The following is a 20209-nucleotide window of genomic DNA, read 5'->3' on the forward strand; positions in this document are numbered from 1 at the left end:
TAATTTTGAGAATGGAGGAATGAACCATGGCTGAACCGGCTCTTGCGCTGCGGGATCATCCGCAGATCATAGACCTGATTTCCGTTCTGGAACAGAGCGGGCTTCAAAAGCAAAAGGAAGAAGTGCAGGCCCTGGTGGGCTATATCGACGGTATGGAAGAAAAGCTGTCCCAGATGATGGACGAAATAAAGGAAATGCGCCTGGAGGTGGGCAAGCTCCACGACAAAGGAATCCGCGCCCGGTGCTCCCAGCTTGTTGACACTGTGGAAGGTAAAGTCCGCCAGACCAAAGTGATGGTTTCCACGGCAAAAGAAAACCTCATTTCATCTGCAAAGCAGATGGTGCAGACTTTCCGGGAGAAAGGGCGCTCCGCCCTGTGCCATGCTGCCCAGGCCCTGCGTATCCCCTCGGTTCTTTCCCGGATGGGACGTGGCTTTGCCCATGCAGAAAAAAGCATGGGGCAGCTCGCCGTGAGGCTGGACGCCATGCGGGAAGAATTGCACCAGGCGGGCGGCCACATCAAAAACGCCGGACTTGCCCTTGCGGGAAAGGAACCCCAGGAAAGCAAGGAATTATCTGCGGATAAGGGTGTGCTTGCCAAGCTGCGGGGATTTGTGCTGTCTTGCGGCAAGGCATTTTCGGAAATGGAACGCGATACGGCGCTCACGGTGGAGCGAATCTATGGCGGGCGTTCATCGGTGAAAACCGAGCTGCAGGGGCTGAAATCGGCCCAGGCCGGGCAGCGCCGCCAAGCGGCCAGTAAAGAACAGGCACGATAAGTACAGGAGGGTGAAAATATGAGTGACAAAGTTAAAAACAGACTGATGATTGCGGGGGCGGCCTTTTGTGCCGCCCTGTTCCTTTTCTCCGGGGTTATGCTGGCCCGCGAATACCTGGATCAGAAACAGAGTGCCGAAGCCTTTGACGAGGTGGCCGGGCTGGTCAAGGAAGATGTGGAACTGCCCACGCTGGAGCTTGCCAGCGAGCCGGACCAGGAGCCGAAAGAACTCACGGCCTTTGAGAAATATGCGGATGTGTACGCCCAGAACAGCGACCTGGTGGGCTGGATTTCCATTCCCGGCACCCGGATTGATTACCCCGTCATGCAGACCAAGGATAACCCCAATTTCTATCTGAAGCACGCTTTTGATAAGTCGTACAGCAGCTATGGGGTGCCCTATATGCAGGAAAACTGCGACGTCGGCATTTCCGACAATCTGGTGCTGTATGGCCACCACATGAACAACGGCAGTATGTTCTCCGACCTGTGCAAGTACGAGAGTGAGGATTTCTACCAGGAGCACAAGACCATCCGTTTTGATACTTTGGACAGTTTTGGCGAATATGAGGTGATCGCCGCCTTTAAGACGGTGGCCTATTCGGAGGAAGGGTTCAAGTATTACCACTTCGTCCGGGCCGAGCAGGAAGAAGATTTTGACGAGTTTATCGCCAAGTGCAAGGAACTGGCGCTCTATGATACGGGCGTGACTGCGGAATATGGCGACCAGCTCATCACCCTTTCCACCTGCGAGTATTCCCGGACCAACGGGCGGATGGTGGTTGTGGCCAAGCTGCTGGAGGAATAAGGGCGGCCCCGCCCTGGGAAGGAGGTGAAGCCCATGGGCAAGGGTATTAAGACAAGGAATATCGCAGAAAAAGGCATTAAGGCCATTGACAAAGCGGCGGTTGCTTCTGAACGGATGAAGGAGGCGTATATCCGCACCAGGGATAATGCCGACCACAGCCTGTATGCGGCGGAAAGCTCCCCCGGCGAGTATGCGTCCGACCGTCTTTCTTCCGGGGTGGATAGCGTCACCCATGAAGCGATCCACCAGTTTGATAAACAGGGCCGCAAAGGGATAAAGACCACAAAGGAGAACATTTCCAAGGTCAATGAGAATATCCAGAAGCGGAAAGCCGCAGCCGAACAACCGAAAAAACAAGCCAAGAAGCAGGCGGCGAGGAAAACCCGGCAGACGGCGGACAAGATCTCCGAGCCGGTAAGGACGCTCCGGCAGGAGCGCGGGGCCGTCAAGACCCTGATCGGGGAAAGAAAAGCATTAAAACCGTGGACAGGGGCCGCAAGACCATCAAGCAGGCGTCCGCTACCGCCAAAGGGACGGTAAAAACCGCCAGCAAATCCATCAAGACGGCGGAAAAAACCGCGAAGGCCAGTATCAAGACCACACAGCAGGCGGCCAAAGCCGCCCAGCGGACTGCCCAGGCCACGGCCAGAGCCGCCAGGGCCGCCGCCCACGCGGCCCGCGCTGCGGCAAGGGCGGCGGTTGCGGCTGCAAAGGTTGCGGCCAAGGCTACCATCGCGGCGGTGAAAGCCATCATTGCAGCCACCAAGGCGCTGATCGCCGCCATCGCTGCCGGGGGCTGGATCGCCGTGCTGGTCATTGTCATTATCTGCCTCATCGGGCTTTTGATCGGCTCCTGCTTTGGCATTTTCTTTTCCGGTGAGGACAGCGGTTCGGGCTATACCATGCAGAACGTGGTGCAGGAGATCAACGATGATTACCAGCAGCAGATCGACACCACAAAGGCCAACCTGTCCCATGACGTGCTGGAGATGTCCGGCTCCCGCGCCGTCTGGCCGGAGGTGCTTGCCGTCTATGCCGTCAAGACGACCACCGACCCGGATAACCCCCAGGAGGTGGCCACCATTGACGACAGCAAGAAGGCCATCCTCACGGATATTTTCTGGGAGATGAACCAAATATCTTCCCGCACGGAAACCAGAACGGAAACGGTCATCACGGAAACCGATGACGGCAATGGCAATATCGTGGAGACGGAAACCACCGTCACCCAAACCTATCTGTATATCACCGTCAGCCACAAGACCGCCGAGGAAATGGCGGAGCAGTACGGGTTTGACGAGGAACAGAAAGAGCAGCTTGCCGAGCTTTTGGCCGAGGAAAACCGTAGCCTGTGGAGCGCCGTTCTTTACGGCATTTACACCGAGGACGGGGCCATCGTCTCCGTGGCGCTCTCCCAGGTAGGGAACGTGGGCGGCGAGCCGTACTGGAGCTGGTATGGTTTTTCCAGCCGCGTGGAATGGTGCGCCTGTTTCGTTTCCTGGTGCGCCAACGAGTGCGGCTATATTGATACCGGCGTAATCCCCAAATACGCCGGGTGCGTCAATGGCGTACAGTGGTTCAAGGACAGGGGCCAATGGATGGACGGCTCCGCCGAACCGGCCCCCGGCATGATTATCTTCTTTGACTGGGATGATGAGAACGGGCAGGACGGGCTTTCCGACCATACTGGGATTGTGGAGAAGGTGGAGAACGGGCGCGTTTACACCATTGAAGGCAACTCCGGCGATTCCGTCCGGCAGAACAGTTATCCCGTGGGATATTATGAGGTGCTGGGCTATGGCTGCCCAGATTTTTAACAACCTCAAAAAGAAGAAGCCCAGCCGCGCAGGCGGCTGGGTACATATCTATAACTCAAATAGCTTTTTAGACTGAAATCGGGTAGATACCAGCAACTCAATGTCATATTATTTCGTTTAATTTATGGCGAAGCAAAGAAAGACTATTGACTTTTGCAGACTGCTGTGCTATATTAAAACCGTTGGATTGAAACCAACGGTTTTAAATGATGGAGGCACCCTATGGCAAAGCGTGTAGCAGGAGTAACGGAAAAGCTGATGGAAGCAGCCAAGCAAGAATTTCTAAAAAATGGATATGAGCGAGCCTCCCTACAGACTATTGCGGAAAAGGCCGGCTCCAGCAAAGGAGCAATTTACATTCGCTACCCGGACAAAGAGAGCTTGTATCGTTCCCTTGTACAGCCCGCCATGGATGATTTTTGTGGTATGATACAATCGGCGTTGCAGCAGTTTAACCAGTTGCCTGGAACCGAACAAACCAGTCAAATGTATTCTTTCTCTGATCAATGGTTTTGGGCTTCTGTGGACTATATCTACGATCATTTTGACGAGTTCAAGCTACTTTTGACCAGTGGAGAGAATAATACATATCAGGAATTTCTCCACCGGATTGTGGAGCTGGATAACCAATGCACCATGCGCTATATTCAGGCGTCCAGGAACGACGCAATCTCCAGCGGCCGTCTTACGCCGGAACTGGGCCATCTGCTGTCCAGCGCCTTTTATACCGGAATGTTCGAGGTGGTCATCCATGATATGCCAAAGGATCAGGCGGTTGAGCATATCCAAAGGATGCGGCGTTTCTACATCGCCGGGTGGAGATCTATCTTCTTCGGAGATGGAGGTGAAAACCATTGAACGGGTGGATTGATAGGTATGGCTGGATTCACTGTCCTACCTGCGGCAACAAAACCCGCACGAAAGTAAATCCGGATACTGTTCTCAAACGCTTTCCGCTATTTTGTCCTAAATGCGGAAAAGAACACATCGTGGATGTGCAGGGACAAAACATTATATTATCAGAGCCAGACGCCAAGACGCAGAGCCGATGATTTACAGGATAAATCCTGTGGATTGTCGGCTTTTACTTTTGGTCAGCGGTTAGGTTTCGCTAACTTAAAGGAGGGAATTATATGCAGCGACAAAAAGATTCTGTAAATTTGATGACATTCATTAAACCGCATCAATCAGGCTTTTTGCTCTCTATTATTCTTGCTGTTATCAGCGTCACAAGTGGTATCGTGCCATATTTCGCTGTGGCAAGGATCGTAAATCTGCTGATTGGAGGTGAAACGAATTTTTCTGCTTATTTAACATGGGGAATTGTTGCCCTTATAGCTTATCTGATGAAGTCTGTTTTTCATGGGCTCTCTACCAGATGTTCCCACGAAGCGACATTCCATGTGCTTTCAGAAATACGACAGGTGATTGCGGATAAATTAACGCGTGTTTCTATGGGATATTTGACGGATACACCTTCGGGGCGGCTGAAAACAACAATGGTAGAGCGTGTAGAGCAAATGGAAGTCCCTCTGGCACATATCATCCCGGAAATGACTTCTAACCTGCTTGTCCCCATCGCCATCATTATTTACCTGTTTGTATTGGATTGGAGAATGGCACTGGTGTCCCTGATTACGATACCCATCGGGATGCTCTGTTACATGGCCCAGATGAAGGAATACCCTAAAAAATACGGTGCTGTTGTTCAGGCAAGTAAGTATATGAGTGCCACCACTGTGGAGTACATCAATGGGATTGAGGTCATCAAGGCGTTCAATCAAAGTGCTGCCTCTTATGGAAAGTTTACACAGGCTGTCCGTCAGAGCGTGGATCTTATGCTGGACTGGATGAAATCCACCCAGGGCTATTCTGCTCTGATGATGACGATTTGGCCTGCTGTACTGATTGGTGTATTACCTGTTGGATGCTTGTTCTATATGAACGGCTCTTTGTCTGCTCCGGACTTTATCACCATTGCCATTCTGTCTCTTGGCATTATGGGGCCACTGGTTGCGGCTATCTTTCTGACGGATGATTTTTCTAAAATTGCTACTATCACCGGAGAAATTACTGCCGTATTGTCCGAGCCTGATTTGGAGCGTCCGTCCCAGCGGAAAAATCTCAAAGGATTGGATATTTCGCTGCGGGATGTGACTTTTGCTTATAAGGATACGCAAGTTCTGAACGGCATCACCCTGGACATCAAACAAGGAACCACAACGGCATTGGTAGGGCCTTCCGGCTCTGGTAAATCCACGATTGCGAAACTTATCGCCTCTTATTGGGATGTTGGAGGCGGGCATATCACCATTGGAGGTGTTGACGCAAAAGAACTTCCTCCAGAGCAGGTAATGGATTTGATTGGTTATGTATCCCAGGATAATTATCTGTTCAATTTGTCCGTCCGTGAGAATATCCGCATGGGCAGGCCAGAGGCAACGGATGCTGAAGTCGAGGCGGTGGCAAAAGCTGCGGGCTGTCATGAGTTTATCATGGGTCTGGATCACGGGTATGAAACTGTAGTAGGCGGCGCAGGTGGACACCTCTCCGGTGGAGAGCGCCAGCGGGTCGCTATTGCACGGGCCATGATGAAAAATGCACCCATTGTTATCTTAGACGAGGCAACTTCTTACACAGACCCAGAAAATGAGGCGGTCATTCAGGATGCCATAGGGCGGCTAACTCATGGAAAGACACTCATTGTGATCGCCCATCGCCTGTCCACCATTGCTGGGGCGGAACAAATTGCTGTGGTAGATCACGGAAAGATTTTGGACTCCGGAACGCATGGAGAACTGTTGGATCGGTGTCCGCTATATCAGCAAATGTGGGCGGCTCACACGCAGGCGCGAGACAACGATCAGATGGAAGGAGGTGCGGCGTATGTTTGACGCATATAAACGGTTCTTTCGATTTTCCGGGACAGAGAAAAGTACCTGGTATAAAGGTATGGCCTTTGAACTGCTGCGGAGCATCTTTGAAGCGTTACAATTTGTCGCTCTATTGATCGTGCTACGGGCGTTGGTGGAACAGAATATAACCGGGGCCACCGCATGGACAGCTTTGGGAATTATGGTGGTTAGTGTGGCTGGTGCCGCGCTCTGCTGGTATCTGGCCCACAATAGCGAAGGACACGCTAATTACCGAATGTGCGGAGAAAAGCGTATTCACATCGGTGAACGCATGAAATATATGCCGATGGGTTATTTCAACGCGCAGAGCCTGGGCAGTCTTACTGCGGCAGCAACCTCCACAATGTCCGATTTGGAGAGTATGTCTTTCGCAGTGATTGCCCGGACAGTTGTGGGTATGATTCGTACTGCGGTTTTTTCTCTGGCGATCATGTGCTTCGACTGGAGAATCGGTCTTGTGTTCTTTGTTGGGACGCTGCTGTTCCTTTGGGTCAATTCTCGACTGCTTAAGAAATCCCGTGAGCTTTCCCCAGGACGATTGGCTGCACAGACTAAATTGGTGGATGCTGTGCTGGAATACATCCAGGGTATGAGTGTGGTGCGCGCTTTCCACGGGGATAAAGCGGCAAAACAAACTCTAAACAATACCATCAAAGAAACAGAAAATCAAAACTTCAAATTGGAGCGCAAACGCATCCCCTACAACGTGCTGGAGCAGGTTGTTTTGCGCGTTACTTCTGTATTGGCAATCCTGCTTTCCATCTGGCTTTTCCTGCAAGGGAATATGTCGCTGTTCACCTGTTTGATGATGGTGGTATCTGCGTTCCTGGTATACAGCGAATTGGAATCGGCTGGTGAGATGTTCTTTATGCTACCGATGATTGATGCTTCCATTGACCGGGTAGAGGAAATTGATCGGGCACCCAGGATGGACGAGAGCGGCTCGGTTCAGGTGCCGAAAAGCCATGATATTTCATTTGACCATGTGGATTTCTCCTATGGAGATCGGAAAATCATTGATGATGTGAGCTTCACCATTCCAGAAGGCACGACTACCGCTATTGTGGGGCCCTCCGCTTCCGGCAAAACAACGCTTACCAGCCTTATGGCCCGGTTCTGGGATGTGAAAAAAGGCTCCGTGAAATTGGGCGGCATTGATGTAAAAGACTATTCGCTGGACAGTTTGATGAGCAATTTCAGTATGGTTTTTCAGAATGTGTATTTGTTCAACGACAGTATTGAAAATAACATCAAGTTTGGTAAGCCGGAGGCGAGCCATGAAGAAGTGGTGGCTGCGGCAAAAGCTGCCCGCTGCCATGATTTTATTATGGCGTTGCCTGATGGCTATGACACAGTGATTGGTGAAGGAGGAGCCACAATATCTGGCGGTGAACGTCAGCGGCTTTCCATAGCCAGAGCCATGCTGAAGGATGCTCCCGTTGTCATCTTGGATGAAGCTACCGCAAATGTTGACCCGGAGAATGAGGCGGAGCTTCAAGCGGCCATTGAAGCATTAACCGGAGGCAAGACCATTATTATGATCGCCCATCGCCTGAAAACGGTGCGCCATGCAAACCAGATTTTAGTGGTGGATCACGGAAAGATTGTTCAGCATGGCACCCACGAAGAATTGATAAAGCAGGGCGGGATCTATGGAGATTTTGTCCATTCCCGGAAATCGGCAGAATCGTGGCGCATTACTGATCCGAGAAAAGGCGAGGCCAATGGAAAATGATAGGGAAAAAAGTACTCACTAAAATTGTATTACTTTTGATTGTCTTGTTTGGGGTAACCATTCTGACCTTTGTCTACACAAACCTCTCCCCTGTAGATGCGGCTGAGGCATTGGCTGTGCGTCGTTACAGTCGGCCAACCGCGGAGCAGATTGAATTAGTGCGGGAAGAACTTGGCCTTGACAAACCTATCCTCCAGCAATATGGCTCTTGGTTGTGGAATGCCCTGCACGGTGATTTTGGAAACTCATACAACACGGGACGTTCCATTGTGGAGGAACTGGCGGCATCCATACAGCCAACTTTGATTGTGGCTGTGTTAGCACTTTTGTTTAGTACGGTAATCTGTATTCCCCTTGGAGTTTTATCCGCCAGCAGAAAAGGAGGTTTAGCGGATAAAAGCATCTACCTGTTCGGAATTATTTGTATGTCACTTCCAAATTACTGGATCGGTTTCATGCTTTTACTTGCTTTTGCTGTGTATCTCCCTATTTTCAGCATTATGGGGGCAGACAGTCTGAAAGATTTTGTTCTTCCGGCTCTGGCATTGGCTATCCCTACGTCGGCAGGAACCATTCGGGTATTTCGTTCTTCCCTGTTAGATGGATATAACAGTGATTTTGTATTATATGCAAGGGCACGGGGAGTATCAGAATGGAAAATTGCAAACATGGTAAGCCGTTTTGCGTTACCTCCGTTAATTACCATGCTGGCGCAGAGCTTTGGGTTTATGATTGCAGGCAGTTCTATGGTGGAGAGTGTGTTCTCCATTCCGGGTCTCGGTTCCATGTTGGTGACAGCATTAAACGCCAGGGATACCATAACAATCAACGCGTGTGTATTGCTCACTGCCGTTATCTTTGTCTTGGTCAATTTCCTTGCAGACTGCCTGAACACATTGTTGAATCCTCAAAGCCAGATGGGAGGAAGATCATGATTCGTAAAATTATCCACAGCCCTCAGGCTTTAATTGGACTTGCCATGATGCTGATTGTTTTTCTGGTGATGGTCTTTGCCCCTTTTTTGGCACCTAATGATCCTATGCAACTGAATGTGGCCCATAGTTTTGCTCCGCCAGATACACAATATCCACTTGGGACAGATGAGCCTGGACGATGCGTTTTGTCTCGCTTAATTTACGGAGCCAGGGAATCTTTGAGTATTGCGCTTCCTACTTTGCTGCTATTGGCTATTATCAGTACCGTCATTGCAACCTTATGTGCTTATCTTGGCGGTATTGTGGATCGGGTATTTGAGGTGGTATCCAATATTTTTATGGCATTTCCGCCATTCCTCGTGGCAATTACTTTGGTAGGGCTTTTTGAGTCCAAAGTAACCAGCATCATTCTTTCCATTGTGATTGCTATGTGGGTGTGGAATGCGAGGGTGGTTCGCACCCATGTACTCCGAGAACGGAGTCAACCGTATGTCATCACCTGTAGAATGTCCGGGTGCTCAGAACTGCGCATTGTGTTCCGGCATATCATTCCGAATATTCTGCCACATTTGTTAGTGATATATAGCACAGGATTGTCCTCCATTATCATTATGATCTCCAGCTATGCTTTCTTGGGCTTGGGATTGGAGACCGGCACGGCAGAGTGGGGCGCAATGTTTGTGAACGCCAATAAACTAATGTTTAGCCATCCGGAACTGCTGGTCTATCCAGGTCTGTGCATTTTATTTGCCGCGGCTGGATTCAATTTATTCGGGGAGGCCCTGCGAGACCTCTGTGCTCCAAAGGAGGGATCATGATGCTCACGGTTAGTAATCTTTCCATTTGCACAAAGCGGACAAAAGAAGTCCTTGTACACTCCGTCAGCTTTTCTGTGGGCAACGGGGAAACATTGGGGTTGATTGGGGAGAGCGGAAGCGGAAAAAGTATGACCAGCAAGTGTATTATGAAACTTCTCAATCCCCGATTATTTGACCAAACTGGAAGCATCCAATGGAATGGGCGAGAAATGCTCACGGTGAAAATGAGCGAATTGAGAGACTATCGGGGGAGGCAAATCAGTATGATCCCTCAGAACCCCATGACCGCGTTTGCCCCAATGCTCAAGCTGGGAAAGCAGGTGGAGATGGGATTTTCACTGAAAGGCCAAACAGAGAAGATGGCATTCCGAAAACGATTCGCTGCTGCGCTTGCAGATGTCAATTTGCCTGATGCGAGAAAAATCCTTGGAAGTTATCCTCATGAATTATCTGGAGGCACACTGCAACGCGTTATGATTGCCCTCACCCTTCTTCAACGCCCGAAGTTGATTATTGCGGATGAAATTACCACTGCTGTGGATGCTGCCAGTGAGTATCTGATCCTGAATGAATTAGAGAAATTAAAAAAATCTGGCGTTTCCATGATCGTTGTGACCCATGACTTTGGCGTGGCCGCTAAGATATGTGACCGGGTGGCCGTTATGAAGAATGGGGAAATCATTGAAACCGGAAAAACCAAAGATGTCTTTACAAAACCGCAGCACGAATATACCAGACAACTTGTTCAGGCCAGCGTGCTGTTTCAGGAGGGACTATGCTGAGAGCCGAACATATTACAAAACAATATTCATTACCTGATAGCGGACACACAGTTTTTGACGCCGTGTCAGATGTCTCTTTGGAACTAAAAGATGGATGCGTATCCTCACTTGTGGGGGAAAGCGGAAGTGGAAAAAGCACTTTGGCAAGAGTCTTGTCCTACATTGAGATGCCTGATATTGGAAAAGTGTTTCTTGGTGATTTGGAGGTCACTTCCTGTAAGCGGAAAGAGATTCGTTCTGTTCGAGGTAAGGTACAACTGGTAATGCAGAACGCCCTGGGTTCGTTGGATCCCCATCAAAGCGTTGCCGCCATTCTGGAGGAACCTCTACAACTCCTGTTTCATATGAAAGCCCAGGATAGGAGGTGTCGATGCCTGGAACTCATGGATATGGTCAGGTTGGAACGCTCCACCCTTTCTCATCGGCCTAACGAGCTTTCCGGCGGTCAACAGAAAAGATTGTGTATTGCACGGGCTCTGGCAACCCGTCCTCAATATATTATTTTTGATGAATCTTTCAATGGATTGGATGTCACTTTGAAGAAAGAAATCCTGGGTTTTTTGAAAGAACTCCATAAGGAACTTCAGATTGGATTTCTCATCATCACCCATGACCTTGACACCGCAATGTATATGGAGGGTGCCATTCATGTGATGCGCAGAGGAAAAATTATTGAAACAGTGGAACAGCCACATCATTTTTCTGATTTTCAAGAACCCTATTCACAAATGCTTGTCAAGGCCGTCCGTTCCAAGCGACTGGCCTTACAATAAAAAATCAAAAAGGAGTGTTGTAAAATGAAAAAACTCTTATCGTTGCTGTTGGTCGGTGTTATGAGCGTCATGCTTCTTGCCGGTTGTGGTACTACCGGTGGCGGACAGGATAATCCTGCTTCCGGTTCCGATGAAACAGAGAAGTCCATCTCTATTGCGCAGAGCGCCAATTTTTCTATGGGCTTTGCCCCCGGCGTTCAGTCCTATGAGACTACATATTACATGAACAACTTTTGCGAGAGCTTGGTGGAATACCGTGACGGGGAATATCAGCCCTGCCTTGCCACCGACTGGACTGTTTCAGAGGATGGCCTCACTTATACTTTCTATTTACGAGAAGATGTGCAGTTTAATGATGGAACTGCTTTTAACGCCGAGGCTGTCAAGCTCTACTTTGACAATATGAAGTCAGTCATTGGAACCAGTGCAAACTATGGACAACTGGATATGCTAACTACAGAAATTACTGTAGATGATGAGTATACCGTTTCTTTCCATTTGAGCCGCCCATACTACAACGTTTTGAATGACCTTGCTATGGTGATGCCTCGCGGTATTCTCTCTGCCGCTGCTTTTAATGATGATGGCTCTCTCAATACGGAGTATCTGATGACCCATACTCCCGGCACCGGCCCCTATATGTTCGAAAGTGTGAATGAAACTGCCACGGAATACACATTTGTGAAAAATCCGAATTATTGGGGCGAAGAACCGGATGTAGATCGTTTTACTGTAAAAGTCATCCCTGAGTCCAAGGTCGCCGCTATGAGATCTGGAGAAGTAGATTTTATTATTGGCTCCGACACACTGGATGCGAACTCCTATCAGGAACTTTCGCAAACAGAGGGGATCACGGGAATTATATCTGATTTCAACTTTGTGACTGAGTTTATCGCCCTCAATGATGAGATTGCTCCTTTAGATGACCAAAATGTTCGCACGGCCATCCAAATGGCGATCGATAAAGAATCCATCGCACAGAATATTTATGCCGGTCTGCGAACTGCGGCTAATTCGGTAATGCCAGCAGATATGCCTTATTGTGATGCAACTGTGACAACCCCGGATTACGATATGGCAGGTGCAATCGCCCTTCTGGAGGACTCTGGCTGGGTAGACTCCGATGGCGACGGAATCCGCGAAAAGGATGGTAAGGTTTTGTCCTTTACCATTACATATCCATCCACGGGTGTGTACGACAATGTGGTTCTCTTTTTCCAAAGTGCTATGGAAGAACTGGGTATTGAGATTAAAACTAACCCCATTGATCTAATGGCGTTCATGCAGCAGGTCTTTATGGAGGATAATTATGAGATGACAGCTTACATGAGTTATTGGTTCCCTTATGACCCCTATACTTTTGTAGCCAATATGTATCCGTCCACCGATTATTCAGACCCCAGCGGTATTTACTCCACCGATCCTCAGGTTGCCAAGGCGCTGGCCTCTATGAGTGATGAAGAAGCCAAAGCGTTGATTGCTGGACTGTATAATACAGACGATCCAGCAGTTGTCCAAGAAATCTTTACAGAGGCTTTAAACTCCGCCAATGAAAGCAGCGTGATTATTCCGCTCAACTATCGAAATGAATACGCTGTATTCAATAGCGATGTGATTGAGTCCTATACCTTTAATAGCATTCCCAACCATGTAGATGTTGCGGCAATTCACCTTAAATAAATATCATGTTTTTTAAGTTCCACCTGTCTCATACCATTGTTCCTGCATATAACGAATGACTGTTTTTTGGCATATCGGATGATGTAAATGAGGATACAATATTGTGATGGATAGGCAGGAATCTTTGAAATTGGCATAATGATTCAAAAAGGAGGTGCGCCATTGGCCTTGACATCATCTATGGAGGATTATCTTGAAGCTGTGCTTATCCTTCATCAAAAGCGCGGTAGCGTTCGGGGTGTTGATATAGCTGTACATTTAGGGGTTACAAAGCCTTCTGTAAGCCGGGCTGTCAAGGAATTGTCCAAATTCGGGCATATTATCAAAAATACCGATGGCACACTCTCCCTCACAGATTCAGGCTTGCAAATCGCTACACAGATTTATGAGAAACACCAATTTTTCACAAGGCAGCTCATCGAAGCTGGTGTCCCCAAGGATATTGCGGCGCAGGACGCTTGCAGGCTGGAACACGTCATCAGTGAACAAAGCTTTCAGAAGTTAAAAGAAGCGGCCTTCTCAGGCAGCCGGGAGGTGATACCATCGGACGAGTCGTGATTATGGAACTGGAGGATAAGGACGAAAGGACATTTGAAGATTTTCTTGCCTTTTTACAGCTTCATCCGGAATTGAAAACATGGGAAATCGGCCCGGAGCCGATCCTGTCCCTTCCCGGCCTGCAAATCTACCCAGACCGCCGAAAAATCTATCACGGCCAGCAGGAAATTGAGCTGAATACCAAGGAGTTTGCCCTGCTCTGCCTGTTAGTGACCAATAAAGGGCGGGTACTTACTTATGGGCAGATGTATGAAAAAGTCTGGAAGGAAGAACCCTTTGGCAACGAACATATCGCGGTGGGCAGCCATGTCCGCAGTATGCGGCAGAAACTATATGCCGTATATCCCAAACCGCCGTTTGTGATTTCCTGTATCCGGGATATAGGGTATTGCTTCGAGGTTCATTCTTAGTATAAGGCAGCAGTCTAACGGTTTAGGCTGCTGCTTTTTCCTGTCTGTTTTCACTCCAACTCGCCAAAACCTTGCAAATGTCGATTTTTTATGAGATTTTCCCGCCGCATATTGTCTGAACTTGCGACCGAATTGTGTTCCATTTGCGTTTCTTGCTCATTTTATTTGCATTTCACCTATTATACTACCCCTATTAACATTTTAGTTTGGGGAAAGGTGGTGATCTCTGTCAGCTTGTCCCCATAAGGGGATAGCATGGAGCCAAAAAGAAAGGAACCTGGCGGTTGTCCGCCAACTGACGAACAAAAAATATTTTCCGTACATACCGCACTCCTCAAGGGGATTGCGGTATTTTTTGTTCGACAGGCTTTTTCTTTTTCCCTGGGCCTTACCCATCATCCGGCAAAAGACAACAGCTAAGCGCGTGCGCCAGAAGGTGTACGCGCTTTTTCTATGTCGGGAAATGCAGATTCCTGTTATTTCCCGTTAGGACAAGCCAGCCCCATTGCAGGGGGCCGCCGTCCGTCTGGATTTCTTCCCGAAATTCAGACGAAACGGAGGTACACAGCGTGGACGCTGGTAAAAAGAAAATATGGGTTCGCGGCCAATTTGTCGAGGTTACGGACGAAGTATATACCGCTTATATGCGGGGCGACCGGAAAATGCGCTACTTTGAGGCAGATCTGAAAAGCGAGCGCCCGGTTTACGGCAGCAACGGCGAAATCAAGCAGGTTCTCCCCAGCCGGGAGGATTCCCTGGACAGGCTCATGGAAGAAAATGCCCGCCAGTTTGCCGCTGCTGCGGAGAGCGTGGAGGATGTAGTGATCCGAAAACTTGCGGTGGACAAGCTACATACCGCGCTTATGCAGCTTACCAGAGAAGAACGGGATTTCATCTCTGTCCTGTTCTTTGACGAAAAAACAGAGAGCGAAGTGGCAAAGGCCCTGGGCATTTCTCAACAGGCCGTCCACAAGCGGAAAAACCGGATACTCAAAAAGCTGAAAAACTTTTTTGAGTAAATAGGGTTGTTAGACCTCTCACTCAACGGCAAATAGAGTGAGAGGTCTTTTTTATCTCTCCCGGAACTTTGAAAACTGCATACCCATTCATCAGGCACATTCCCGCTGCTTTGGCGAAAGCCAAAGCCCAGGCGGCTGCTGCGCGGCGATCTGCCGGAAGAAAACAACGAGACACCACCGAAAAAGAAAATGCAGGTCTTTGGTTTGTTCTTCCCGGCAAGGAGCGAGAAACAGCAGGCTGTCAGTACCGGATGGCTCCCGGTACGGCCATGACCGGCAGCGGGGACAATGATACTCCCGTCCAGCCTAACGTCCGAGCGTTGAAGCGGCTCTATTTTGCCGTGATCCGTCGCAGGCAATGGGGGCGGTTGCGTGAGAACCACGCGAGGGGTGAGATTCCCCGTGGAGCTGGCAAGCCGCCAGCCGTTTGATGACTTCCCACCCGGTGCTTCGGGGCGTCGAGGACAAATAGGAGCACCTTTGAAATACTGGCCGTACAGCAGGACGGGCCAATGAAAACAGGAGAATGGTTTTATCTCTCCCCGGCCTTCATTCTGTTCTGCTGTGCGGCCTCTACATAGGCGGCCCATGCCGCCTAATTTTTCAAAGGGAGGTCATAAGACATGAACAGGACATATCTGCGCGGCGATATGTACTATGCCGATCTGGGCCGGGGAATCGGCTCCGAGCAGGAAGGTTATCGCCCCGTCCTTATTCTTCAGAACAACACGGGGAACAAATACAGCCCCACCGTCATTGTGGCGGCCATTTCCAGCAAAGTGGACGCCAAGGCCAAGCTGCCCACCCACTATCTTCTCCAGGCGGAAAACGGGCTGGAACTGCCTTCTCTCGTTCTTTTGGAACAGCTCCGCACCATTGACAAGAAACGGCTGGGCGCGTACATCGGACATCTGGAGGAAAAGCATATCCGCAAAATCAATCACGCGCTGGCGGTCAGCGTTGGGCTGATTGAGGAAGTTCCCGAAAACTTAATCATGTGCCTTTGCCCGGCCTGTGCCAATAACTTCTACGGCACAGGCTCTTATTATTTGCGCAGGGTCCACCCTGACCGGGTGGAAAAGGACATCTGCACCTACTGCGGCCAGCGGCCCGGCTTTGACTATGAAGTGGTAAAAAAGAAGGAAAGGAAGTGAAGATTGAATATGGAAAAGCTGATTACTCGTAAGGAGGCGGCAAGACTGTTGGGAATCAGCCTTGCCACCTTGGATGAAGCCAGAAACAGCGGTTTGATTTCCTATATTCAATATGTACCGAATGGGTGCGTATATTTCACTTCTGCCTACCTTCAGGAATATGTTGCTAAATGCACCTATCGGGCAAAACCTGTGGAAAAGAAAGCAACCTACCGAAATGTGCGAGGAAACAAATCGCACCTTTGAGCAAATCGTGCGGTTTTGGTAAAACAAAGATACAACACTGATTGCATTTGGAGGTAGAAAAATGGCAGCAAAAAGAAAACGAATTCCCAGGTACAGCAAAGTCCAGATAAATGGGCATGAGTATTACAAAACAGATATTGAGGACGCAGATGGCAAACGGGTGATTCTTTACGGAAAAACCCGCGAGGAAGTTTACGACAAGGAAATGGCGGCTCTTGAGCAAATCGACAACGCCATATTCCGGCGTAAATCCCCCACGGTCGCCGAGTATTGTGAAAAGTGGCTTCTGATGCAGTCCGTCCATATCCGTGCCACCACATTGATTGATTATACATCCAAGGTGCGGCGGCATATTATCAAGGAGCTGGGTGAGAAACGAATGGCCGATGTAACCCTGGATGACATCCAGGTTGCCCTTGTGCCAGTCTCTAAAAAGTCGGCTTCAGTATATAAGTCCGTGGTAATCCTCTACAAGTCTATTTTCCGGGCGGCCAAGGAGAGCCATGTGATTGATACAAATCCGACGATATACCTTGAGGCAAAAGGCGGAGGCGTTCCGCAGGAGGAGCGGCAGGCTTTGACGGATGAACAGGTAGAACGGCTTTTGGACGCCATTCGCGGGTTGCCGCCCTATGTATTTGTGATGATTGGTCTGTATGCCGGACTGCGGCGGGAAGAAATCCTTGCGCTGCAATGGGATTCAGTATATCTGGATACAGAAGCGCCGTATCTGACGGTCCGGCGTGCGTGGCACACGGAACATAACAGGCCGGTTATTCTCACAGAGCTAAAAACAAAGGCTGCGGAGCGGAATATTCCTCTCCCGGATCGTTTGGCAGAGTGCTTGAAAGAGGCAAAGAAAAAATCGACATCAGACTATGTAATTGCCAACCAGGATGGAGAGCCGTTGTCTTATACGCAGTTTAAGCGGCTTTGGCAGTATATCGTGACACGGACAGCAAAACCGAGGATAGCTCGCAAACTTGTGGACGGGAAATATGTGAAGTATATGCTTTACCCGAAGCTGGGTGAAAAAGCACGGAACAATGGTCATGTGGTATATAGCTTGGATTTTGAGGTTACGCCACACATGCTTCGTCATACCTACATCACAAATTTGATTCATGCTTCGGTAGACCCGAAAACAGTTCAATACTTGGCTGGCCATGAGAGCAGTAAGATCACGATGGACATTTATGCGAAGGTAAAGTACAACAAACCGGAGCAACTGGCAGGAGTTTTAAGCGGAGCCTTTGCAGAATGGGATGGCGGTGAATACGAAGCGGCACAATCATAATCAGACAGAAAACGCACAAAGGGCGGGGAGTGTTCCCCGTCCTTTGCGTTTTCCAGAATCGCACCTTTGATAGAGCCATGGTTTTTCAGTATAAAGAAGGTATCGGCGCTGAAATACATATTAAATAGAAAGGAACTGAAATCATGGCGAAAAAACAAGAAAATGTTCCCCGGTATGGCACTACCATGCGGAGGGGTATTCAATATTACAGGACTCGGATCACCGATGCCGATGGAAAGAGAGTGGACTTGTATGCTGAAACCTGCGAGGAACTCCAGCTAAAGGAGATGGAGGCCCGACGCCAGGTAGAGGAGGCGGTTTTCCGCAGAAAACATCCAACGGTGGCAGAGTATTGCGAGAAGTGGCTGCTCATGCAGTCGGCAAAGGTATCTTCCGGCACGTTGAGAGGATATACCCAGACCATGAACAACTATATTGTCAAACCTTTAGGCGATATGTATCTTGAGGATGTGACTGCAGACGATATTCGGCTTGCGATGATTCCATTGGCTTCAAAATCTGCTGGATTGTATAGTAAGGTAAATATGCTCCTGAAATGTGTCTTTTATTCGGCAGAGCGAAGCCAGTTACTTGAATATAATCCCTGTGAGGGACTCTCGGCCAAAGGGGGAAAACCGGGGAAAAAGATAAATGCCTTGGCGGATGAGCAAGTGAAGCTGCTTTTAGATACTGTCCGAGGACTTCCACCCTATACCTTTATAATGATCGCTTTATATTCCGGTCTGCGGCGCGAAGAAATTTTGGGACTGCAATGGGACTGCGTATTTCTGGATGTTCCTACGCCGTACATCTCTGTACGGAGAGCATGGCGCTCAGAAAATAACAGGCCGGTGATTTCCACAACGCTGAAAACGAAGGCGGCTCGGAGAGATATTCCGATCCCAAAGTGTTTGACAGACTGCCTGCGGGAAGTGAAAGAGAAAACCGAATCGGAATATGTGGTTGCTGACAGAAATGGAAATCCTCTTTCATCTTCGCAGTTTCAGCGGGTATGGAAATATGTAACCGTTCGCTCTACGAAACCCCATAACTATTATAAGTATGTAAATGGCCAGTGCGTGAAGTGTACGGTAACGCCTACCCCTGGCAGTCATCAGAAAAATAACCCGAAGTTAATGTATGCCATTGACTTTGATGTAACCCCACATCAACTTCGTCACACCTATATTACTAACCTGCTGTATGCAGGCATTGACCCAAAAACTGTTCAATATCTTGCCGGGCATGAAAACAGTAAGACGACTATGGACATTTACGCGCAGGTGAAGTATAATAAACCGGAGCAACTTCTGAGTGTTGTAAATGCTGCATTTGCTCCATCTGTTGGTGTCTAAAATGCCCCCATTTTTATGATTAAATACTGGGGCAACATTTGAGGGCAGAGGCCAAAAAGCCCATAAAATCAAGGAAAACCGGCGCTAAACTGTACGCCAGTACGGCCTCAAGGCAGCCCGTCGCGCTCCGCAGTTCAGCAAGCGCTGATTTTATTGCAGAGAGTGAATTGTCAAACTAAATGCAACAGGAATTGAGTTCGAAGTCCCATAATTCCTGGGCAGAATGGAAATTCAAAACTTTGCGAGGCCTGGCGTTAATTAACGCCAGGTTTCGTTTTAGCGTGGCAGGAGCGACCCTGGATAGATTCCTGCCTTTCGGATAGAACTCCCGGAGCAGGCCGTTCAGATTCTCGTTAGTGCCTTTCTGCCAAGCACAATAGGGGTCGGCAAAATAGACATCGCAGTGCAGCCGTTCTTCGATTCTGCGCCAGTTAGCAAATTCCGTGCCCCGGTCGCAAGTAATTGTCTTGACCAACTGTGGCGGGAAAGCGGAAAGTACAGAGACGATCGCGTTCTCCATGGTCTCAGCCCTTCGGTCCGGAATCTTAACTGCAATGTAAAAACGCGTCTTACGTTCCGCCAGTGTGGCGAAGCAGGCCTTGCTCTTGCCCTGGCCGCTTACAACCGTATCTGCTTCCCAGTGGCCGGCCTCTTTCCGGCTGTACACAGATTTGTCCCGCTTGCGGATCGACTTGCCCTTACTGTATTTTCCACGTGTTTCCTTGCTCCCATGGCTTTTCCCCTTGCGCCGCAGCACTTTCAAGTTCCCGTTCACCAGGTATTTCTCATAGATCCAACGGTAGATTGTCCGCCAACTGGGCATTTTCAGTTCGCATGGTGTGCAGGCGATCTGTTCCGGTGACCATGTCGCTTTCAATTTCTCATTGATGTAGTTAATCACTTCCTGTGAATGGAACATCCCTCGATGGCAATAGGAGCGCCGCAGCAGATACTTCTTTTGTGCTGTATGAGGATAGTAAGTGGGAATGTCATACATATGTGTACAGTTTCGTCGTATCTCCCGCGAAATCGTGCTCACGTTCCTTCCTACCAGCCGTGCGATCTCTCGGTAGCTCAGCCCATCCACATAATATTTCCGTATACAACTGCGTTCTTCTATGCTAAGATG

Annotated in this window: 23 protein-coding genes; 22 read left to right on the plus strand and 1 reads right to left on the minus strand. The window is 49.1% G+C overall.

Going from position 1 to position 20209, the window contains the following annotated elements; genetic code table 11:
* The first annotated feature begins 26 nt into the window (after positions 1 to 26).
* From B5G42_RS13160 to B5G42_RS13255, 22 genes are all read left to right on the plus strand, one after another.
* Positions 27 to 779 carry a DUF6674 family protein gene (locus B5G42_RS13160; protein WP_087271216.1) on the plus strand — a complete coding sequence of 251 codons (753 nt, stop codon included), beginning with the start codon at positions 27 to 29 and terminating at the stop codon, positions 777 to 779.
* An 18-nt stretch (positions 780 to 797) separates the two neighbouring features.
* Positions 798 to 1586 (plus strand): class B sortase, encoded by a 789-nt coding sequence (gene srtB, locus B5G42_RS13165; RefSeq protein WP_087271219.1) that lies wholly within the window; start codon positions 798 to 800, stop codon positions 1584 to 1586.
* Positions 1587 to 1619: 33 nt separating this feature from the next.
* On the plus strand, positions 1620 to 2126 hold the full coding sequence (locus B5G42_RS18735) for a hypothetical protein (RefSeq protein WP_087271222.1): 507 nt from the start codon (positions 1620 to 1622) through the stop codon (positions 2124 to 2126).
* Positions 2069 to 3403, plus strand: coding sequence for a CHAP domain-containing protein (locus B5G42_RS13175; protein WP_242961226.1), 1335 nt, complete (start codon positions 2069 to 2071; stop codon positions 3401 to 3403). The genes B5G42_RS18735 and B5G42_RS13175 overlap by 58 nt, the downstream gene beginning before the upstream one ends.
* A gap of 222 nt (positions 3404 to 3625) precedes the next feature.
* The gene (locus tag B5G42_RS13180) at positions 3626 to 4261 is read left to right on the plus strand and encodes a TetR/AcrR family transcriptional regulator (protein ID WP_087271226.1); all 636 of its coding nucleotides are present in this window, start codon (positions 3626 to 3628) and stop codon (positions 4259 to 4261) included.
* 8 nt (positions 4262 to 4269) lie between these two features.
* Positions 4270 to 4455 (plus strand): cysteine-rich KTR domain-containing protein, encoded by a 186-nt coding sequence (locus tag B5G42_RS13185; protein ID WP_087271277.1) that lies wholly within the window; start codon positions 4270 to 4272, stop codon positions 4453 to 4455.
* 81 nt (positions 4456 to 4536) lie between these two features.
* Positions 4537 to 6297: an ABC transporter ATP-binding protein gene (locus B5G42_RS13190; protein WP_087271229.1), complete on the plus strand. Its 1761-nt coding sequence runs from the start codon at positions 4537 to 4539 to the stop codon at positions 6295 to 6297.
* On the plus strand, positions 6290 to 8053 hold the full coding sequence (locus B5G42_RS13195) for an ABC transporter ATP-binding protein (RefSeq protein ID WP_087271232.1): 1764 nt from the start codon (positions 6290 to 6292) through the stop codon (positions 8051 to 8053). Before B5G42_RS13190 ends, B5G42_RS13195 begins: the two co-directional genes overlap by 8 nt.
* Positions 8050 to 8988 carry an ABC transporter permease gene (locus B5G42_RS13200; protein ID WP_164475026.1) on the plus strand — a complete coding sequence of 313 codons (939 nt, stop codon included), beginning with the start codon at positions 8050 to 8052 and terminating at the stop codon, positions 8986 to 8988. Before B5G42_RS13195 ends, B5G42_RS13200 begins: the two co-directional genes overlap by 4 nt.
* Positions 8985 to 9806: an ABC transporter permease gene (locus tag B5G42_RS13205; protein ID WP_087271234.1), complete on the plus strand. Its 822-nt coding sequence runs from the start codon at positions 8985 to 8987 to the stop codon at positions 9804 to 9806. The genes B5G42_RS13200 and B5G42_RS13205 overlap by 4 nt, the downstream gene beginning before the upstream one ends.
* Positions 9803 to 10588 (plus strand): ABC transporter ATP-binding protein, encoded by a 786-nt coding sequence (locus B5G42_RS13210; protein WP_242961227.1) that lies wholly within the window; start codon positions 9803 to 9805, stop codon positions 10586 to 10588. Before B5G42_RS13205 ends, B5G42_RS13210 begins: the two co-directional genes overlap by 4 nt.
* Positions 10582 to 11361, plus strand: a complete 780-nt coding sequence (locus B5G42_RS13215; protein ID WP_087271241.1) for an ABC transporter ATP-binding protein — start codon at positions 10582 to 10584, stop codon at positions 11359 to 11361. Before B5G42_RS13210 ends, B5G42_RS13215 begins: the two co-directional genes overlap by 7 nt.
* Positions 11362 to 11385: 24 nt before the next feature.
* On the plus strand, positions 11386 to 13041 hold the full coding sequence (locus B5G42_RS13220; RefSeq protein WP_087271244.1) for an ABC transporter substrate-binding protein: 1656 nt from the start codon (positions 11386 to 11388) through the stop codon (positions 13039 to 13041).
* 162 nt (positions 13042 to 13203) lie between these two features.
* Positions 13204 to 13599, plus strand: coding sequence for a metal-dependent transcriptional regulator (locus B5G42_RS13225; RefSeq protein WP_087271247.1), 396 nt, complete (start codon positions 13204 to 13206; stop codon positions 13597 to 13599).
* Between the two features lie 2 nt (positions 13600 to 13601).
* Positions 13602 to 14009 carry a winged helix-turn-helix domain-containing protein gene (locus tag B5G42_RS13230; protein ID WP_087271250.1) on the plus strand — a complete coding sequence of 136 codons (408 nt, stop codon included), beginning with the start codon at positions 13602 to 13604 and terminating at the stop codon, positions 14007 to 14009.
* Positions 14010 to 14264: 255 nt separating this feature from the next.
* On the plus strand, positions 14265 to 14429 hold the full coding sequence (locus B5G42_RS18205; protein WP_162611105.1) for a hypothetical protein: 165 nt from the start codon (positions 14265 to 14267) through the stop codon (positions 14427 to 14429).
* 149 nt (positions 14430 to 14578) lie between these two features.
* Positions 14579 to 15028 (plus strand): RNA polymerase sigma factor, encoded by a 450-nt coding sequence (locus B5G42_RS13235; protein ID WP_087271253.1) that lies wholly within the window; start codon positions 14579 to 14581, stop codon positions 15026 to 15028.
* Between the two features lie 110 nt (positions 15029 to 15138).
* Positions 15139 to 15459 (plus strand): hypothetical protein, encoded by a 321-nt coding sequence (locus B5G42_RS18210; protein ID WP_162611106.1) that lies wholly within the window; start codon positions 15139 to 15141, stop codon positions 15457 to 15459.
* A gap of 192 nt (positions 15460 to 15651) precedes the next feature.
* A complete protein-coding gene (locus B5G42_RS13240; RefSeq protein ID WP_087271256.1) occupies positions 15652 to 16182 on the plus strand; it encodes a type II toxin-antitoxin system PemK/MazF family toxin in 531 nt (176 codons plus the stop codon).
* Positions 16183 to 16191: 9 nt separating this feature from the next.
* Positions 16192 to 16428 carry a helix-turn-helix domain-containing protein gene (locus tag B5G42_RS13245; protein ID WP_087271260.1) on the plus strand — a complete coding sequence of 79 codons (237 nt, stop codon included), beginning with the start codon at positions 16192 to 16194 and terminating at the stop codon, positions 16426 to 16428.
* A 61-nt stretch (positions 16429 to 16489) separates the two neighbouring features.
* Positions 16490 to 17725, plus strand: a complete 1236-nt coding sequence (locus B5G42_RS13250; RefSeq protein WP_087271264.1) for a tyrosine-type recombinase/integrase — start codon at positions 16490 to 16492, stop codon at positions 17723 to 17725.
* Between the two features lie 143 nt (positions 17726 to 17868).
* Positions 17869 to 19080, plus strand: coding sequence for a tyrosine-type recombinase/integrase (locus B5G42_RS13255; RefSeq protein WP_087271267.1), 1212 nt, complete (start codon positions 17869 to 17871; stop codon positions 19078 to 19080).
* Positions 19081 to 19255: 175 nt separating this feature from the next.
* Here B5G42_RS13255 and B5G42_RS13260 read toward each other — a convergent pair.
* The coding region (locus tag B5G42_RS13260) for an IS30 family transposase (protein ID WP_087271281.1) at positions 19256 to 20209 on the minus strand (954 nt) is incomplete at its 5' end.

This window comes from Flavonifractor sp. An91 (assembly GCF_002159225.1).
In the GTDB taxonomy this organism is placed as follows: domain Bacteria; phylum Bacillota; class Clostridia; order Oscillospirales; family Oscillospiraceae; genus Flavonifractor; species Flavonifractor avicola.

Excerpts from the sequence above, each read along its gene's own strand:
- B5G42_RS18205 (WP_162611105.1), top strand. The coding sequence starts at position 14,265 with ATGGAGCCAAAAAGAAAGGAACCTGGCGGTTGTCCGCCAACTGACGAA.
- B5G42_RS13250 (WP_087271264.1), top strand. The coding sequence starts at position 16,490 with ATGGCAGCAAAAAGAAAACGAATTCCCAGGTACAGCAAAGTCCAGATA.
- B5G42_RS13240 (WP_087271256.1), top strand. The coding sequence starts at position 15,652 with ATGAACAGGACATATCTGCGCGGCGATATGTACTATGCCGATCTGGGC.
- B5G42_RS13200 (WP_164475026.1), top strand. The coding sequence starts at position 8,050 with ATGATAGGGAAAAAAGTACTCACTAAAATTGTATTACTTTTGATTGTC.
- B5G42_RS13255 (WP_087271267.1), top strand. The coding sequence starts at position 17,869 with ATGGCGAAAAAACAAGAAAATGTTCCCCGGTATGGCACTACCATGCGG.
- B5G42_RS18735 (WP_087271222.1), top strand. The coding sequence starts at position 1,620 with ATGGGCAAGGGTATTAAGACAAGGAATATCGCAGAAAAAGGCATTAAG.
- B5G42_RS13230 (WP_087271250.1), top strand. The coding sequence starts at position 13,602 with ATGGAACTGGAGGATAAGGACGAAAGGACATTTGAAGATTTTCTTGCC.
- B5G42_RS13215 (WP_087271241.1), top strand. The coding sequence starts at position 10,582 with ATGCTGAGAGCCGAACATATTACAAAACAATATTCATTACCTGATAGC.
- B5G42_RS13210 (WP_242961227.1), top strand. The coding sequence starts at position 9,803 with ATGATGCTCACGGTTAGTAATCTTTCCATTTGCACAAAGCGGACAAAA.
- B5G42_RS13190 (WP_087271229.1), top strand. The coding sequence starts at position 4,537 with ATGCAGCGACAAAAAGATTCTGTAAATTTGATGACATTCATTAAACCG.
- srtB (WP_087271219.1), top strand. The coding sequence starts at position 798 with ATGAGTGACAAAGTTAAAAACAGACTGATGATTGCGGGGGCGGCCTTT.
- B5G42_RS13220 (WP_087271244.1), top strand. The coding sequence starts at position 11,386 with ATGAAAAAACTCTTATCGTTGCTGTTGGTCGGTGTTATGAGCGTCATG.
- B5G42_RS13245 (WP_087271260.1), top strand. The coding sequence starts at position 16,192 with ATGGAAAAGCTGATTACTCGTAAGGAGGCGGCAAGACTGTTGGGAATC.
- B5G42_RS13160 (WP_087271216.1), top strand. The coding sequence starts at position 27 with ATGGCTGAACCGGCTCTTGCGCTGCGGGATCATCCGCAGATCATAGAC.
- B5G42_RS13205 (WP_087271234.1), top strand. The coding sequence starts at position 8,985 with ATGATTCGTAAAATTATCCACAGCCCTCAGGCTTTAATTGGACTTGCC.
- B5G42_RS13180 (WP_087271226.1), top strand. The coding sequence starts at position 3,626 with ATGGCAAAGCGTGTAGCAGGAGTAACGGAAAAGCTGATGGAAGCAGCC.
- B5G42_RS13195 (WP_087271232.1), top strand. The coding sequence starts at position 6,290 with ATGTTTGACGCATATAAACGGTTCTTTCGATTTTCCGGGACAGAGAAA.